Origin of the sequence: Serratia sp. FDAARGOS_506 (assembly GCF_003812745.1) — a bacterium.
Classification (GTDB): domain Bacteria; phylum Pseudomonadota; class Gammaproteobacteria; order Enterobacterales; family Enterobacteriaceae; genus Serratia.
This window is the reverse complement of record NZ_CP033831.1, coordinates 2,080,550-2,095,799: the sequence shown is the minus strand read 5'-3', so window position 1 is coordinate 2,095,799 and position 15,250 is coordinate 2,080,550. Positions and strand designations below refer to the sequence as shown.

16 protein-coding genes and 3 tRNA genes are annotated in these 15,250 nt (G+C 60.4%); 7 read left to right on the top strand and 12 right to left on the bottom strand.

Going from position 1 to position 15,250, the window contains the following annotated elements:
- Positions 1–173: 173 nt before the first annotated feature.
- The 8 genes from EGY12_RS10145 to EGY12_RS10110 all read right to left on the bottom strand — a co-directional run bounded on the left by EGY12_RS10145 (position 174) and on the right by EGY12_RS10110 (position 6,358).
- A complete protein-coding gene (locus EGY12_RS10145; RefSeq protein ID WP_123893392.1) occupies positions 174–956 on the bottom strand; it encodes a TatD family hydrolase in 783 nt (260 codons plus the stop codon).
- Complete coding sequence (locus EGY12_RS10140; protein WP_123893390.1) at positions 953–2,071, bottom strand: patatin family protein; 1,119 nt, start codon at positions 2,069–2,071, stop codon at positions 953–955. Before EGY12_RS10140 ends, EGY12_RS10145 begins: the two co-directional genes overlap by 4 nt.
- 10 nt (positions 2,072–2,081) lie before the next feature.
- Positions 2,082–2,267 (bottom strand): stress response protein, encoded by a 186-nt coding sequence (locus EGY12_RS10135; protein WP_033637017.1) that lies wholly within the window; start codon positions 2,265–2,267, stop codon positions 2,082–2,084.
- Between the two features lie 68 nt (positions 2,268–2,335).
- Positions 2,336–2,497, bottom strand: coding sequence for a DUF1328 domain-containing protein (locus tag EGY12_RS10130; protein WP_004933089.1), 162 nt, complete (start codon positions 2,495–2,497; stop codon positions 2,336–2,338).
- 162 nt (positions 2,498–2,659) lie between these two features.
- Positions 2,660–3,274 carry a molecular chaperone OsmY gene (gene osmY / locus EGY12_RS10125; RefSeq protein ID WP_063918121.1) on the bottom strand — a complete coding sequence of 205 codons (615 nt, stop codon included), beginning with the start codon at positions 3,272–3,274 and terminating at the stop codon, positions 2,660–2,662.
- 517 nt (positions 3,275–3,791) lie between these two features.
- Positions 3,792–5,381 (bottom strand): peptide chain release factor 3, encoded by a 1,590-nt coding sequence (prfC, locus tag EGY12_RS10120; protein ID WP_004933094.1) that lies wholly within the window; start codon positions 5,379–5,381, stop codon positions 3,792–3,794.
- Between the two features lie 151 nt (positions 5,382–5,532).
- Complete coding sequence (gene rimI / locus EGY12_RS10115) at positions 5,533–5,976, bottom strand: ribosomal protein S18-alanine N-acetyltransferase (RefSeq protein ID WP_123893387.1); 444 nt, start codon at positions 5,974–5,976, stop codon at positions 5,533–5,535.
- Positions 5,921–6,358, bottom strand: a complete 438-nt coding sequence (locus tag EGY12_RS10110) for a DNA polymerase III subunit psi (RefSeq protein ID WP_123893385.1) — start codon at positions 6,356–6,358, stop codon at positions 5,921–5,923. Before EGY12_RS10110 ends, rimI begins: the two co-directional genes overlap by 56 nt.
- A gap of 146 nt (positions 6,359–6,504) precedes the next feature.
- Here EGY12_RS10110 and rsmC point away from each other — a divergent pair, with 146 nt between their 5' ends.
- On the top strand, positions 6,505–7,545 hold the full coding sequence (gene rsmC / locus EGY12_RS10105; protein WP_123893383.1) for a 16S rRNA (guanine(1207)-N(2))-methyltransferase RsmC: 1,041 nt from the start codon (positions 6,505–6,507) through the stop codon (positions 7,543–7,545).
- Positions 7,546–7,595: 50 nt separating this feature from the next.
- Here rsmC and EGY12_RS10100 read toward each other — a convergent pair whose 3' ends face one another.
- Positions 7,596–8,588: an aldo/keto reductase gene (locus EGY12_RS10100; RefSeq protein WP_123893381.1), complete on the bottom strand. Its 993-nt coding sequence runs from the start codon at positions 8,586–8,588 to the stop codon at positions 7,596–7,598.
- A 118-nt stretch (positions 8,589–8,706) separates the two neighbouring features.
- Between EGY12_RS10100 and EGY12_RS10095 the strand changes: the two genes are divergently transcribed.
- From EGY12_RS10095 to EGY12_RS10080, 4 genes are all read left to right on the top strand, one after another.
- Positions 8,707–9,651: a LysR family transcriptional regulator gene (locus tag EGY12_RS10095; RefSeq protein WP_123893379.1), complete on the top strand. Its 945-nt coding sequence runs from the start codon at positions 8,707–8,709 to the stop codon at positions 9,649–9,651.
- Positions 9,652–9,723: 72 nt separating this feature from the next.
- Positions 9,724–9,810: transfer RNA gene (locus EGY12_RS10090), tRNA-Leu, on the top strand.
- Between the two features lie 36 nt (positions 9,811–9,846).
- Positions 9,847–9,933: transfer RNA gene (locus tag EGY12_RS10085), tRNA-Leu, on the top strand.
- 42 nt (positions 9,934–9,975) lie between these two features.
- Positions 9,976–10,062 (top strand) — tRNA-Leu (locus EGY12_RS10080).
- An 88-nt stretch (positions 10,063–10,150) separates the two neighbouring features.
- On the opposite strand, the gene EGY12_RS10075 is transcribed toward EGY12_RS10080, so the two are convergent.
- Positions 10,151–10,435, bottom strand: a complete 285-nt coding sequence (locus EGY12_RS10075) for a DUF1435 domain-containing protein (RefSeq protein ID WP_123893376.1) — start codon at positions 10,433–10,435, stop codon at positions 10,151–10,153.
- Between the two features lie 259 nt (positions 10,436–10,694).
- Here EGY12_RS10075 and EGY12_RS10070 point away from each other — a divergent pair, with 259 nt between their 5' ends.
- Entirely contained in the window at positions 10,695–11,780 is a 1,086-nt protein-coding gene (locus EGY12_RS10070) for a GGDEF domain-containing protein (RefSeq protein WP_123895580.1), read from the top strand.
- 8 nt (positions 11,781–11,788) lie between these two features.
- Here EGY12_RS10070 and EGY12_RS10065 read toward each other — a convergent pair whose 3' ends face one another.
- Entirely contained in the window at positions 11,789–12,700 is a 912-nt protein-coding gene (locus EGY12_RS10065) for a LysR family transcriptional regulator (RefSeq protein ID WP_123895579.1), read from the bottom strand.
- A 108-nt stretch (positions 12,701–12,808) separates the two neighbouring features.
- On the opposite strand from EGY12_RS10065, the gene EGY12_RS10060 reads away from it, so the two are divergent.
- Positions 12,809–14,011, top strand: coding sequence for an MFS transporter (locus EGY12_RS10060; protein ID WP_123893374.1), 1,203 nt, complete (start codon positions 12,809–12,811; stop codon positions 14,009–14,011).
- Position 14,012: 1 nt separating this feature from the next.
- On the opposite strand, the gene fucP is transcribed toward EGY12_RS10060, so the two are convergent.
- Entirely contained in the window at positions 14,013–15,242 is a 1,230-nt protein-coding gene (gene fucP, locus EGY12_RS10055; protein WP_123893371.1) for an L-fucose:H+ symporter permease, read from the bottom strand.
- Positions 15,243–15,250: the final 8 nt, after the last annotated feature.

Genomic DNA, 15,250 nt, shown 5'->3' with positions numbered 1-15,250 from the left:
CCTGTTGCAAAAAATAAAATACATCCCTGCTCATGGAGAGAGGTCTGCTATTGGAGAGTTTCGGGGGGATTATACTGAGCGAGGTCACCCTCGCACCGATTTATGTCACAAATGTATACAACAGGACGCAAATAAAAACCTTATAACGTGACACAAATCACGTTATAAGCTCATCAATCCGGCATGGCGAACAGTGCCTGGGTATTGCGTTGCAGGTGGTCGGCGATCTCATCGGCCGGCTCCGGCCGCAGCTCGCACAGCGTCTGAAACACCTCGGCGGCGCGTTCGGGGCGGTTCGGCTGCCCCTGATAGCCGGCCAGCGGCATGTCCGGCGCATCGGTCTCCAGCAGCAGTGCCTCAAGGGGCAATTGCGCCATCACGCCGCGCGTTTTCTGCGCCCGCTCATAGGTGAGGGTGCCGCCCACGCCGATGTAATAGCCGAGGCGGATAAACGCCTGCGCCTGCGACAGGCTGCCGGCGAAGCCGTGCACCACGCCGCGACGCGGCAACTGCATGCGCCGCAGCGCCGCAGCCAGCTGATCGTGGGTGCGGCGCGAATGCAGGATCACCGGCAGATCATGCTGTTTCGCCAGCTTCAGCTGGGCCAGCAGCACGCTTTGCTGGCGTTCGAACTGCGGGTTGTCCATATACAGATCGAGCCCGATCTCCCCTACCGCCACCAGCTTGCGCGGCCGTTCGGCCAGCAGCGTCGCCAGCTGTTCCAGCTGCGGCTCATGATGCTGCGCGATATACAGCGGATGCAACCCCAGCGCGGCGAACAGCGGCGGGTGCTCCTGCGCCAGCCGCAGCACCCGCACGAAGCGATCGGCGGTGACCGTCGGCACAATGATGCGCTGCACGCCGGCGCTTGCCGCCCGCGCCAGACTTTCGGCCTCATGCCCGGTAAAAGGGGGGAAATCGAAATGGCAGTGGGTATCAGTAAAGGCGTAACTCACAGCGCGCCCCCTTCACCCGGCGGCAAATCACCCGGCAGAATGATCTTCGGCGCCGCCAACGCGGCCTCCGGCTGCGCGCCCAGCTCGGGCGGCATGGCGATGTCGGTCACGATCGGCGAAGGCATTCTGACGTTCTCCGGCTGGATCAGGCGGCGCGACAGCGCTTTCTTCACCTTCATGCCGTCCGGTTCCGGCTGCGCCATCCACTGGCCGACGGTGGCCAGGAAGTAGCGGCCGCAGCGGCGCCCCAGATGATAATCCTGATTGAGCGCCCCCAGTCGGCTGCCCAGCGCATTGCTGGCCAGCGGTTTCGGCGGAAAGATCTCGAAGATACGTAGCTTGCCCGGCGGCTTCTCGATAAAGCGCTGGATGCGGTGATAACTTTTCTCATGATGCTGCAGGATGCGCACCATCTGTTGCAGGCTGCTGTCGCTCAGCCAGTGCTCCATGCGCTTCATCCACTGCGGGGTGTAGTACATCTGCGAAGGTACGGTGCGGATCACCACGATGGTGTCGGCGCCGCGGCGGTAGGCCTCTTCAACCGGGATCGCATCGCTGATGCCGCCGTCTTGATAACTGACGCCGTCCAACTCCACGCCCTGGCGATAAAAACCGGGAATGGCGCTGGATGCCTTGATGGCCGGCAGCCAGCGTTCGCGCTGCGCCGGCAGGTAGGTCGGCTCAAAGTCATCGCTGCGGCAGGCGCACAGCAGGAATTCGCGCCCGTCGGTAAAATGTTGCTCCGCCACGTCCATCGCCAGCGGCATCTGCGCCGCCGCCGTATCGACCAACCAGTCGAGATCGATCAGATGCCCGCCGCGCACGAAGCGCAGCGGATTGAAGAACTGGGCCGAGGTGGTGTAACGAGTGATAACCCGACGCGCATAGCCCATCTGCCCGCAGATATAGGCGGACAGGTTTTGGGCGCCGGCCGACGTGCCGATCAGCAGATCGAAAGGGTTAAAGCCCGCGCGCTGAAACTCGTCCAGTACGCCGGCGGTGAAAATACCGCGCTGGCCGCCACCTTCGCAGACCAGCGCCATCTTGCCTGGCCGAAAGGGCTTAGACGCCAGCGGTTCTATATTGCCGAGCGTGATGGGTATTCTGTATCCCAACTTGGCATCCTCAGTGAGACGTTTTCTCCGAGGATACCGCGTCTCGCTCTCTTCCGTAATCCTCTTGCAGCACGCCGGCGAGGAAATCATTGCTGCCGGCCAGCCAAACGCAATCACTGCCGGACCATTCAGCCCACGCCTGCCATACCTGGCCTTTCAGCTGTTTCCAACGCCCGACAATGATGTCGCTGTTCATGACCGGCCCTCCCCGACGTGAGAAAAGGAATTAAGCTTTGTTACAGTTTGCAGGAAAATGCCGGCCGGCTAAGGACGCCGGCGGCCGGTGAACAGGCTGACCAGAAACAGGATGATGCCGACGACGAACACCACCTTGGCGGCCCAGGCGGCGGTGCCGGCCAGTGAACCAAACCCCAGCGCCGCTGCGATAAGCGCGATGACTAAAAAGATAATGCCCCAACGAAACATAAGCTTCTCCTTACCATTGTGAAAAAATTGGCTGCCGTCGGCCGCTTCGATAGCGAGGCGTTGACGGTGAATCAGTTTCTTTTTCTGGTGGTGCATGCCGGGCCGCCTTCGCGGCCCGGCAGATGCGGCTTTGTTGTGACTTGTTATGGGCGCCTGGCGGGATTACTGCTTGACCACCAGGTCGTTTTTCACGCTTTTCACACCGTCGATGGCCTTGGCGATGCTTTCCGCACGCTCAGACTGCGCCTGTGTTTTCACCTCACCGGAAAGCTGCACCACGCCATCCGTGGTTTCCACTTTCACATTGCGCGACGGCACGATGTCGTCGGCCAACAGCTTGGCTTTCAGCTCGCTGGTGGTGGCGGTGTCACCGGCATACGATTTGATCGACTGGTTGGCTTCATCTTTCACGTGCAGCTTGTCGCTGACGGTCTTGACGCCTTCAACCTTACCGGCGACCGCGACCGCATGCTCCGCCTGCGCCTGGCTGCCGACGAACCCGCTCAGGGTCACGGTGCCTTTTTCGGTTTTCACCGAAATGTCGGAACTTTTGATGGTCTTATCTTCCACCAACGCACTCTTAACTTTAGCCGTTATCGCGCTGTCATCCATGTAACCGTCAACTTTTTTCATGGAGCTATCGATTTTGGCACCGGCACTATCCGCGGCGTTAGACGCCTTGTTGAGCAGACTGTCTTCGGCCAGCGCACTGCCGCTCACCAAAACAGAACCCAATACGACAGCCATCAGCGAGTGTGCAAATTTGGTCTTTTTCATCGATCTCTTCCTTTTGTTGGGGGCTCTCGACGCCAGAACGCCGGAACCCTGCGGCCACCTTCACGCGGCCTGCTCGGTAAATACTTCATCATCGCTATACGATTAAGCGTTCACGACAGGAGTGTTGCAACGGCCGTGCCAACTCAAAAAACACCTTAAAAATCAAAGAAAAAAATTCAGAAGTCGGATTTTTAGCCAAAAAACTGTCGTCTATTGACGACAGGCTAAGTTACACAAAACTGAAATATAGCTATCTCATTGATATTTAAAGATACTGACTGTCTCCTATCGGCAACGCATCAGAATAACTCACCAAACAAGTAACGTATTACAGTGATTTACTCTCAAGCAATGTGCGGACATCTCGTTAAAGATAGACCATCAGACGGAAAACGCAGGCCGAACGAACATCGCCTGGCGATAGCAGTTTGCAGGATAAAATATGAGGAAGATTTATTAATTAGCGCAGTGAGGATAGGAGAAACGTGCAGGGCGCACTGGGCGCCCTGCCGATTTATCAGTGTTCGCGCGTCTTGCGGAAGGTCACGTCGGGATAGCGTTCCTGCGTCAGGTTAAGGTTCACCATGGTCGGCGCGATGTAGGACAGGTTGTCCCCGCCGTCCAGCGCCAGGTTGATCTCGTTCTTGCGCTTGAACTCTTCGAACTTCTTCACGTCGTCGCACTCGACCCAGCGCGCGGTCGACACGTTGACCGACTCGTACAGCGCTTCCACGTTGTACTCGCTCTTCAAACGCGCCACCACCACGTCGAACTGCAGCACACCGACCGCACCGACGATCAGATCGTTGTTGGCAATCGGACGGAACACCTGCACCGCGCCCTCTTCGGACAGCTGAACCAGCCCCTTCAACAGCTGTTTCTGCTTCAGCGGATCGCGCAGGCGAATACGGCGGAACAGCTCCGGCGCGAAGTTCGGAATACCGGTGAACTTCATGTCTTCACCCTGGGTGAAAGTGTCGCCGATCTGAATGGTGCCGTGGTTGTGCAGGCCGATAATATCGCCCGGGTAGGCTTCTTCCACGTGCGAACGGTCACCGGCCATGAAGGTCAGCGCGTCGGAGATCACTACGTCTTTGCCGGTGCGCACCTGGCGCAGCTTCATGCCCTTCTCGTAGCGACCGGAAACCACGCGCATAAAGGCCACGCGGTCGCGGTGTTTCGGATCCATGTTGGCCTGGATCTTGAACACGAAGCCGGTGAATTTCTCTTCCGCCGCCGTCACTTCGCGGGTATCGGTTTTGCGCGGCATCGGCGCCGGCGCCCAGGCCACCAGGCCGTCCAGCATGTGATCCACGCCGAAGTTACCGAGTGCGGTACCGAAGAATACCGGGGTCAGCTCGCCGCTCAGGAAGGCCTCCTGATCGAACTCGTGGGAAGCGCCCTGCACCAGTTCCAGCTCATCGCGCAGCTGCGCCGCCAGATCTTCGCCCACCGCCGCATCCAGCTCCGGGTTATTCAGGCCTTTGACGATGCGCACTTCCTGAATGGTGTGGCCTTTACCGGTCTGGTACAGGTAGGTTTCATCCTTGTACAGGTGGTAAACGCCCTTGAACAGCTTGCCGCAGCCGATTGGCCAGGTGATAGGCGAGCAGGCGATCTTCAGCTCGCGCTCGACTTCATCCATCACTTCCATCGGATCGCGGATGTCGCGGTCCAGTTTGTTCATGAAGGTCAGGATCGGCGTGTCGCGCAGACGGGTGACTTCCATCAGCTTACGGGTACGATCCTCAACGCCCTTGGCGGCGTCGATCACCATCAGACAGCAGTCGACGGCAGTCAGGGTACGGTAAGTATCTTCGGAGAAGTCTTCGTGCCCCGGGGTATCCAGCAGGTTAACCAGGCTGTCGCGATACGGGAACTGCATCACGGAGGTGGTGATCGAGATCCCACGCTGCTTTTCCATTTCCATCCAGTCGGATTTGGCGTGCTGGCTGGAGCCGCGGCCTTTTACCGTACCGGCGGTCTGGATCGCCTGTCCGAACAGCAGCACTTTCTCGGTAATGGTGGTTTTACCGGCATCGGGGTGCGAGATGATGGCGAAAGTTCTTCTTTTGGAGACTTCGCGGGCAAATTCACTAGGAGACATGGTTTTCAGGTTCTACGGTTAGTCCGCCCTGCAACATCATCAGAACGCGCCGATCGCGGCGCCGGGCAAAGCGGTGAATAAAAGATAACAGCCGGGCATTTTCGCCGATTTGCCAACCGGTGACAATCAATGCTTTTTCCGGCCGGGCTGATTACGCCAGCGGCAGCGCCATCACGATCGCGTCTTCGCGGCCTTGGGCGCTCGGGTAATAATTGCGGCGCACGGTGACCTCGTTGAAACCGAGATCTTCATACAGTGCGATCGCCGCCTGGTTGGAGGCGCGCACCTCCAGCCACAGCGTCACCACGCCGCGGCTCTCCAGCTGTTCGATCAACGCGTTGAGCAGCAAACGGCCAAAGCCCCGGCGCTGGTGCTGCGGATGAATGGCGATGTTGAACAACGTGGCTTCATCCAGCACGATCTGCGTGATGGCGAACCCCGCCATCTCCCCGTCGGCGCTCAGCTTCAGGTTAAGGTAGCGATCGCCCTGATTGCTGGCGAAGGTGGTTTCCGTCCAGGGGAAAGCGTGGCTGGCTTGCTCAATGGTGAAGGCCGTGGCCAGATCGGCCGCCGTCAGGGTAGAAATCGTGTTCATGATGACAAATCTGCTGCCAGAGGGCGCGTTTGGCCCCCGCGTCTTGAGAAAGCTCGGCCAGCGCCGGGCTGTGTAGCTGCGCGCCGGCGACCGCAAGCGGTTCCGCCACGCCCAGCCGCCAACTGTTGCATGCGGTCTCTTCAGGCAGCATCGCCGCCTGTTCCGGCGTCAGGCTGTAGGTATGCGCCGGCGTCAGCCCCAGGCTGCGCAGCACGTCGCAAAACAGCGGGTCGTCGGGCGCCGGCAGCGTCTGCGCCACCACCAACAGGCGCGCCTCGGGCGGCAGACTGACCGCCACTTCGCCCTGCAACACGCTCGGGCGGCGCAATGTCCACTGCGTAATACCCAGTTGTTGTAACAGCCAGTCGCGTTTTGATGCCATGCCGATTCCTACCCGTTGTGGTGCGCCATGCCTGCCATGCGCCGCGCTATGCTAACAAACCCGCGCTGCCCGCGCCAACAAACCCGTCGAACATATCGCCACAAAGCTCTATAATCCCCGGTCTCATTTCCAGGAGCCAATATCTGATGTCTGCATTAACCCCCGCCAGTGAAGTCATGCTGCGCCACAGTGATGAATTTATCGAACGCCGCGTGCTGTTTGCCGGCGACCTGCAGGACAGCCTGCCGGCCCAATTCGAGGCCGCGGACGTGCGCGTCCACACCCAGCAATACCATCACTGGCAGTTACTGAACCGGACGATGGGCGATAACGTGCAGTTCGGTTTGACCGTCGATCCCGCTTTCGTCGCCGACTGCGACACGCTGATTTACTACTGGCCGAAGAGCAAGCAGGAAGCGCAATTCCAACTGTGCAACATCCTGGCGCTGCTGCCGGTGGGTGTGGACGTGTTCGTGGTCGGTGAAAACCGCAGCGGCGTGCGCAGCGCCGAGACCACGCTGGAAGGCCACGTTGCGTTGGTGAAAATCGACAGCGCGCGCCGCTGCGGCCTGTATCACGGCCGTCTGGACGCGCAGACCGAATTCGACCTGAACGACTGGTGGGACAGCTATCAGCTGCACGATCTGGAAGTGAAAACGCTGCCGGGCGTGTTCAGCCGCGACGGCCTGGACGTCGGCAGCTCGCTGCTGCTGTCGACGCTGGAAAAACACATGAAAGGCAAGGTGCTGGACATCGGCTGCGGCGCCGGCGTGATGGCCTCGGTGATGGCCAAGCTGTCGCCGAAGGTGAAACTGACCCTCAGCGACGTCAACGCCGCTGCGGTGGAATCCAGCCGCGCGACGCTGGCCGCCAACGGCATCGAAGGCGAAGTGATCGTCAGCAACGTTTACTCCGACATCACCGGCCGTTTCGACATGATCATCTCCAACCCGCCGTTCCACGACGGGCTGCAGACCAGCCTGACCGCCGCCGAAACCCTGATCCGCGGCGCGGTGAAACACCTGCCGATCGGCGGCCAGCTGCGCATCGTCGCCAACGCCTTCCTGCCGTACCCGGACATTCTGGACGCCACCTTCGGCAGCCACGAAGTGCTGGCGCAAAACGGCCGCTTCAAGGTGTACCAGGCCACCGTCGGCCGCCCGCCGCGCGCGCCGAAGAAGAAATAATTCGCCGTTGGCGGAAAACGACAGAGCGCGGCCCGAGGCCGCGCTTTTTTTTAGCCGTTGATGTAGGTCATCGACTCCGCGCCGTAGCGATCGCCGGCCGCCGCGCTCAGCGGAAACGCCGCTTCGATCGCCGCCAGTTCGGCAGCGCTCAGCGTTATCTCCGCCGCCGCGACGTTCTCTTCCAGATAGCGGCGACGTTTGGTGCCGGGAATCGGCACAATGTGCTCGCCCTGCGCCAACACCCAGGCCAGCGCCAGCTGTGAAGGCTTGACGCCCTTCTGCGCCGCCAGCTCCCCCACCTTCTCCACCAGCGCCAGGTTACGGGCAAAGTTTTCCCCCTGGAAGCGCGGGTTGTCGCGGCGGAAATCGTCCTCGGCCAGATCCTCCGGCCGCCGGATAGCGCCGGTAAGGAAACCACGCCCTAACGGGCTGTAAGGCACAAAGCCGATGCCCAGGCGCTCACAGGCCGCCAGCACGCCCTGTTCGGCGTCGCGCGTCCACAGCGAATACTCGGTCTGCAGCGCCGTGATCGGATGCACCTTGTGCGCCCGCTCCAGCGTGTCGACCGACACCTCGCTCAGGCCGATATGGCGGATCTTGCCTTCGCGGATCAGATCCGCCATCGTACCCACGACGTCTTCGATCGGCACCTGCGGATCGACCCGGTGCTGATAATAAAGATCGATCTCCTCCACGCCCAAGCGCCGCAGGCTGCCCTCGACGGAGCGCCGGATATACTCGGGCCGGCTGCTGACGCCGCGCGCCGAAGGATCCGCCGGATCGCGCAGGATGCCAAACTTGGTGGCCAGGAACACCTGTTGCCGTTTGCCCTTGATCGCTTCCCCCACCAGTTCTTCGTTGGTGTGTGGGCCATACATGTCAGCGGTGTCGAGCAGCGTGACGCCCAGCTCCAGCGCCCGGTGCAGCGTGGCGATGGCCTCCTGCCGATCGGCACCGGTGGAGTAGAAGTCGCTCATGCCCATGCATCCCAGCCCCAGGGCGGAGACGACAGGACCTTGGGAACCCAGTTTACGTTGTTGCATTGTACTGCCCTCATGCGATGAATGGATAACGCAGCAAAGTCTGGTTGTTTACGCTACAAAGATAAATAATGCAGATTGCACATCACTGTTCAAAAATCACCAACAATTCGGAGTGGACATGGACCAGGTTCAAGCCATGCGCATTTTTACCCGCATCGTCGAACTGGGCAGCTTCAGCCGGGCGGCCGAGCGCCTGCAGCTGCCGCGCGCCACGGTCAGCAACGCGCTGAAACGGCTGGAACAGCGGCTGGGCGTGCGCCTGCTGATCCGCACCACCCGCCAGGTGCAAGTGACGAGCGAAGGCAGCCTCTACTATCAACGCTGCGTGCAGTTGCTGGGGGCGCTTGAGGAGGCGGACACGCTGTTCAGCCACCATAAGCTGCAGCCGTCCGGTAAGGTGCGCATCGACATGCCCCATTCGCTGGCGCGTGAGATAGTCATTCCGGCGCTGGACGACTTTTACCGGCGCTATCCCGACATCACGCTGGCGCTGGGCGCCAACGACACCCACGTCGATCTGTTGCGCGAAGGCGTAGACTGCGTGCTGCGCGCCTGGGAAACCGAAGACGACAGCCTGGTGGCGCGGCGTATCGCCCAGTTGCCGCAGGTCACCTGCGCCTCCCCCGCTTACCTGCAAGCTTGCGGCACGCCGTTCGACATCGATAGCCTGGAACCGCACCGCGCGGTGGGTTATTTTTCTCTGGCCAGCAACCGCAATTATCCGCTGGAATTCTGCCGCGGCGGCAAAGTGGAACTGCGCGAACTCCCCGCCCGGCTGAGCGTCAGCGGTGCCGACGCCTACATCGCCGGCGCGCGTGCCGGCATGGGATTGATTCAGGCGGCGCGCTATTCGCTTGCTCCCTGGCTGGAACAGGGCGAACTGGTGGAAGTGTTGGCGGAAACGCCCCCTCCGCCGATGCCGATTTACATCATGTATCCGCCCGGCCGTTTCCTGGCACCAAGGGTCAGAGTGTTGATTGATTGGCTGATTTGGCTGTTTGACCAGCAGAAAAGCGGTGATATGGCTGTTTTTCCAGCAAACGCCCGCAAAGCGGGGAAATAACTGTTGACGTGTCCGCCAAAATCTCTAGAATTCGCCTCCGTGGTAACGTTACTCCGGTAATGTTTCTGGTACGCGAAGGTGGCGGAATTGGTAGACGCGCTAGCTTCAGGTGTTAGTGTCCTTACGGACGTGAGGGTTCAAGTCCCTCTCTTCGCACCAAATAACCACATGATTTATATTGCACTCAGCATCGATGCGAAGGTGGCGGAATTGGTAGACGCGCTAGCTTCAGGTGTTAGTGTTCTTACGGACGTGAGGGTTCAAGTCCCTCTCTTCGCACCAAGCTGGCGACGTAATATAAATCGAAGCAACAACATCGACTGTGCGAAGGTGGCGGAATTGGTAGACGCGCTAGCTTCAGGTGTTAGTGTCCTTACGGACGTGAGGGTTCAAGTCCCTCTCTTCGCACCAATTGATGATCTCTCCGGTAGTTCCTTCGAAAAAATCCCAACGCATTGATGATAAACACGCCTAAGCGTGGTTTTGCCGTTTCCGGCGTTTACGCGAAGCTGAAGTTGAGGCTGATTGCCGCCAGGCCGCCCGCCAACGCTATGCAGGAAGGCAGCAGCAGATAGTGGCGCAGCCGGCTGTTGAACAGCATCACCAGCGTCGCCAACATCGCTATCACAATCAGGGTGCGCAGCTGCATCATATTCAGATCGATCAAGGCCAGCAGCGGCATCAGCGCACACGGCAGCAAAACGCCCCAGGCGCTGGCCAGACGATCGCCTAGACACCAGCTGACGCCCCACAGTCCACACGCGGCAATCATGGCGGTGAGCATGACAACCCCCTTAAGTGATAATGATAACCAATATCATATAACACTTTTTTGGCCACCGCACCATTTTCACTGCGTTGACCAAACCCAGATGACACCAGCATGAAAAAATGATAATTTGACATAAGAAAATTCCTAGTCCTGTTTGCATGATAATAATCACAATCATCAACCATGCAACTTCCGTGGATATTTCGCGCCGAGGGAATGCTTCTCAACCTTAATTATTCGACAGAACGACTTTGCAAAGAGTGACCTCCGTATGAACGCCCGTTCTTATCAGGAATTACTGAACAGCAAGCAGCGCCTGGCATTATTTCTTTTTCTGGTGATGAATGCCGCCTCTTCCGTATTTACGTTATTGTTCCCTTTTAGGGATGTCCCTTCTTTTACTCTGCCTTTATTATGCATACCGTTATTTTGTCTGGCAGCTGCGCTATTTTCTCTGTCCGCGCCGCGGCAATACGTAGGCAAACTCAACCTGTTCGCTAGCGTTCTCGGCCTGCTTTGGGCCTCACACATCTACGTTAAAAGTCAATATTGCCTGCCGAATAACCAAGATTTTTTATTAATTAGTTTGTTCAGCATCTTTTTTATCAGCGCTATTTCTCTGACGGATAACTTTACCGCCTTTTGTTTACACGCCGTGCCTTCCGCAATGATGATCCTGGTTTTAGACGGCATGCATAATACCCTGCGGATATTATTCACCACGCTATTACCTATTATCGCTTTCTCCATTCATCACCTGATGTTGAAACGCAGTGAAATCTTTACCCATGCGCTGGTGGCCAACCTGTATAACGAACGGGACAAGTTCAATAATTTGAGCATGCTCGATCCCCTGACCGGCCTTTATAACCGCCGCGGCCTGGAGAATAAGATCAACATGCTGATGGAACCGCAAACCGGCCGCCACTACGTGCTGCTGCTGGATATCGACCACTTCAAGGTCTACAACGACAGTTACGGCCACGCGATGGGCGACCGGGCGCTGGTGCAGGTGGCGATCGCCATCCGCGATGCGGTGCGTTCACGCGACATCGTGGTGCGGTACGGCGGGGAGGAGTTTTTAGTGCTGCTGACCAACGTGCACGAAGGCTACGCGGCGCAGCTGGCCGAACGGGTGCGCCAACGGGTGGCGGAACTGAATATCCCGCACGGCGCCAGCCCGCAGCACAGCGGCACGCTGACGCTCAGCGCCGGCATCTCGGCGTTGGAAAAGCTGGACGTCGAATCGGCGATCGGCGCAGCCGACGCTGCACTTTATTTGGCGAAAAACAGCGGCCGCAACAATATCCAGCTGGCGCAAAATGTACAGCCCGCCCTGCTGCAGCCGCAGGAGTAACACGTTCGCTAGTCGGCTTCCCAAATCGCCCTGCCCTGCCAGCGCCGTTCGATCGCCGCCAGGAACAGCTTCACTTTGGGGGAGAGATGGCGTCGGCTGGGGTAGACGGCGCAGATCGGCGGTCCCGGGCGACAATAGCGCTCCAGCACCGGCACCAGCGTGCCGGCCGCAATCTGCTCGCCGACCAGAAACGCCCCCACCTGGCACAGGCCGGCTCCGGCGACGGCCGCATCCCGCAAGGCCTCGACGTTGTTGAAACGCATCCGGCCACGCACCGGCTGTTCGTGCAGTTGGCCGTTGACCAAATAGCGCCAGGGCGCCGGCAGCCCCTGATGGCTGAAGACCAGCGTCTCGTGATCGCCCAACGCCTCCGGTTTTGCAGGCGTACCGTACCGCGCCAGATAATCCGGCGCCGCGCAGGTGATCAGGCGATGCGGCGCGAGCACCCGCCGCACCAGCCGGCTGTCGTCGTTGCCGCCAACGCGGACAGCCACGTCGATGCCGTCGCGCACCAAATCGCTGTAATCGTCGGAGAAGCTGACGTCGGCGTCCACCTCCGGCCACTGCGCCAAAAACTCCCGCAAAATCGGCAGGATATGTAATCGCCCCAACGAGACCGGCAGATCCAGCCGCAGCCGCCCGCGCGGCGTTTGCCGCCGCGTATTCAGCGCCGTTTCCGCCTCTTCGGCCTGCGACAGGATGCGCTGCGCATACTCGTAAAACACCGCGCCGTCTTCGGTCAGGCTGACGCTGCGCGTGGTGCGCTGCAGCAGCCGGGTGGCCAATCGCTCCTCCAACCGGTTCACGCATTTGCCCGCCGCCGATCGGGAAATGCCCAGCCTCTCGGCCGCCAGCGTGAAGCTGCAGGCGTCGGCGACGCGAATGAACACCAGCAGGTCGCTCAGGTTATCCAACGGCATAGACGGTAAATTGGCCACGATTTGTCCCCAATGTTGCGCATTAAGGCCAGTTTATCAGCCATTTTGGCACAGATACACTGAGGTTCTTCATCTGTTGGGAGAATCATTATGAGTGCCTTACACGCCGGCGGCGGCGCAAAACCCTGGCTGGCGACTTTCGCTATCGCCCTGTCCACCTTTACCGTCGTCACGGCAGAAATGCTGCCCGTCGGGCTGTTGACCCCGATCGTCAGCACCCTGAACGCGACGATCGGCCGCGCCGGGCTGCTAATTTCCCTGCCTGCCCTGTTCGCCGCGCTGTTCGCCCCGCTGGTGGTGCTGGGCGCCCGGCGCACGGATCGCCGCAGCCTGCTGATCGCCTTTCTACTGCTGCTGATCGCCGCCAACCTGCTGGCCGCCGCCGCCACCTCCATGGCGCTGCTGTTCGCTGCGCGCATCCTGCTGGGCTTTTGCATCGGCGGTATCTGGGCCATCGCGGGTGGGCTGGCAGAACGCCTGGTGCCGCCGGCCTCCGTCGGATTAGCGCTGTCCGTCATCTTCGGCGGCGTAGCGGCAGCCTCGGTGTTCGGCGTGCCGCTCGGGGTGTTCCTCGGCGAAGCGCTGGGCTGGCGCATGGCGTTTCTGGCCGTCGCCGTCCTGGCGGCGCTGACCCTGCTCCTGCTGCTGTGCGCGCTGCCGCCGCTGCCGGTCACGCAGGCGGTGAGCTGGCGCTTATTCACCGCGCAGCGCGCGAATCGCCGGCTGCTCCTCGGGCTGCTGCTGACGTTTCTGCTGGTCGCCGGCCACTTTATGGCCTACACCTTTGTCCGCCCGCTGCTGCAGACGGTCGCCGGCATCGAGGGCCGCTGGGTGGGGCCGCTGCTGTTCGCCTACGGCGCCGCCGGTATCGTCGGGAATTTCATCGCCGGCCAGGCCGCCGCCAAACGGCTGCGCCGCACCCTGGCGCTGATCGCCCTCGGGCTGGCGCTCGCCGTCCTGCTGCTGCCGCTGCTGGGCCACGCGCCGCTGAGCGGCAGCGCCTTCCTCCTGCTGTGGGGCATCGCCTACGGCGGCGTTTCCGTTTCGCTAATGGCGTGGATGCTCAAGGCAGCCCCCGACGCGGTCGAGGTCGCCTCTTCGCTGTATATCGCGCTGTTTAATCTGGCGATTTCCTGCGGTTCACTGGCGGGCGGGCTGGTGGTGGATGCCGGAGGCTTGACGCTAAACGGCGTGCTGTCCGGCATCGTGCTGCTGCTGGCGTTGGCGATCCTGATGCGAACCCGCCCACATGCGCTGACAACGGCGGCGAAGGCCGATTCGCCGCCGGGTTAAATCAGGCGCGGCGCTGCCGCAGGCCGTAAACCAGCACCACCGCGAAGCACAGCAGCGGCAGCAGATAAGAGAGCGCGGTGCTGTAACGATCGGCCAGCGCGCCCATAAAGTACGGCATGATGGCGCCGCCGACGATCGCCATGATCATAAAGGAGCTGGCGCGCTTGGTGTGTTTACCCAGGTTTTTCACCCCCAGGGCGAAAATCGTCGGGAACATGATCGACATAAAGAAGAATACCGCGATCAGCGCCACCACCGACACGCCGTCAACGCTCAGCATCACCACGCCGCACAGCGCGATGTTGATCAGCGCATAGGCCGCCAACAGCGTCGCCGGCTTGACTCGCCCCATCAACCAGGTGCTGAAGAAGCGCCCGACCATAAAGCAGATCATGGCGATCGACAGCAGGTAAGAGGCACTCTGGTTAGACACTTCGCGCCAGTGTTCGGTGGCATAGTTGATGAAGAACGCCCCTACGCCCACCTGCGCCGCCACGTAGAAGAACTGCGTGATAACCCCGCCGACGAAATGCGGATGCTGCCACAATCCCTGCGCTATCACGCCGTGCACCGGTTTTTCCTCTTCGCGGATCGCCGGCAGCCGGGTGCGGCTGAACAACAGCGCGATCAGCAGCACCAGCACGGCGATCGCCACATAGGTCATCTTCACCGCGCTCTGATCGCCGCCGCCGGCGGACTGGCTGGTGGAGAAGAACAGCGTGCCGCCGATCAACGGGCCAATAAACTGCCCGAGGCCGTTGAACGACTGGGCCAGGTTGAGCCGCCGTTCGGCGCCCTGCGCGTCACCCAGTACCGTGGCGTACGGGTTGGCGGCCGTTTCCAGGCAGCCCAAACCGCTGGCGATAACGAACAGCGCGAACAGGAATACGCCGAAGCTGTTGGCCGACGCCGCCGGCACGAACAGCAGCGCCCCCAGCGCATACAGGCACAGACCAACCAGAATGCCCGCCTTATAGCCCTTGCGGTCCATAAAGTACCCGGCGGGCAGCGCCACCAGGAAATAGGCGCCGAAATAGGCCGCCTGCAGCAGCCCCGACTGCGCCTTGGTAACGTGCAACGTCTCCTGAAAATGTTTGTTTAATACGTCCAGCAGGCCATAGGACAGCCCCCACATGAAGAACAGGCTGGTGACCAGGATAAATGCCCAGCGCAGATTGGCGGTCATGGAGACGCCCGGCTGCGCGGAGGCCGCACTTTTTTCAGCAAGCATGGTGATAC